Raw genomic sequence first — 695 nt, forward strand, 5'->3', positions numbered from 1 at the left:
ATTACCCGTGCCATTATTGCTGATGGAAACTCCTGCAGCAGCTGCAGCAGCCACTGCTGCTGCTGAAAGTGTTAACGTACCATGACTCACAGAAACAGTCGTGGTGACCGAAGCACTGTCAATATCAGTCAGGCTGATGGCATTGCCATTAGCAGAGCTAAAGACCTGAGCTGTATCCTCATTCGTAGTTTGAGCGCCAGGGACGCTGTTGATTGGGGCATCATTAACCGGATTGACCGTGACGTTCACTGTAGCCGTTTCCGTAACCCCACCGGAAGTCACCGTGTAGGTAAAGCTGGTACTGCCGTTGTAATTCGCAGTTGGGGTAAAGCTTAAAGAGCCATCGGCATTCAAAAGTACCGTACCGTTGGCTACAGCCACCGTGCCGCCATAGGCTATGGCCGTGCCGTTAATCGCAGTAATGGTATGGCCTGCGTTTTCAAAAGTATCATTGGCATTTACATTCAGCTTAACCACCGTGTCTTCATTAAAAGTAGCCGCATCGTTGGCAATATCGACGACTGGATTAACTGTAATGGCAATATTGTCCGTATCGCTTAAGGCGCCATCGCTGGTGACTATGGTTAAGTTGTCAGCGCCGTTGTAATCGGCAATAGGTTGGTAACTTAAACCATCCAAAGCGGTGGTAATTGCAGCAGGAGATCCCGTTAAGGTCACACTGCCCGTTCCGTTAT

1 protein-coding gene is annotated in these 695 nt (G+C 49.4%); it reads right to left on the minus strand.

Annotated features, from left to right (window positions below; translation table 11 throughout):
- A partial coding sequence (locus tag Lqua_RS15670; protein WP_193787190.1) for an Ig-like domain-containing protein occupies positions 1–695 on the minus strand: 695 nt, incomplete at both ends.

The sequence above is a fragment of the Legionella quateirensis genome (assembly GCF_001467955.1).
Classification (GTDB): domain Bacteria; phylum Pseudomonadota; class Gammaproteobacteria; order Legionellales; family Legionellaceae; genus Legionella; species Legionella quateirensis.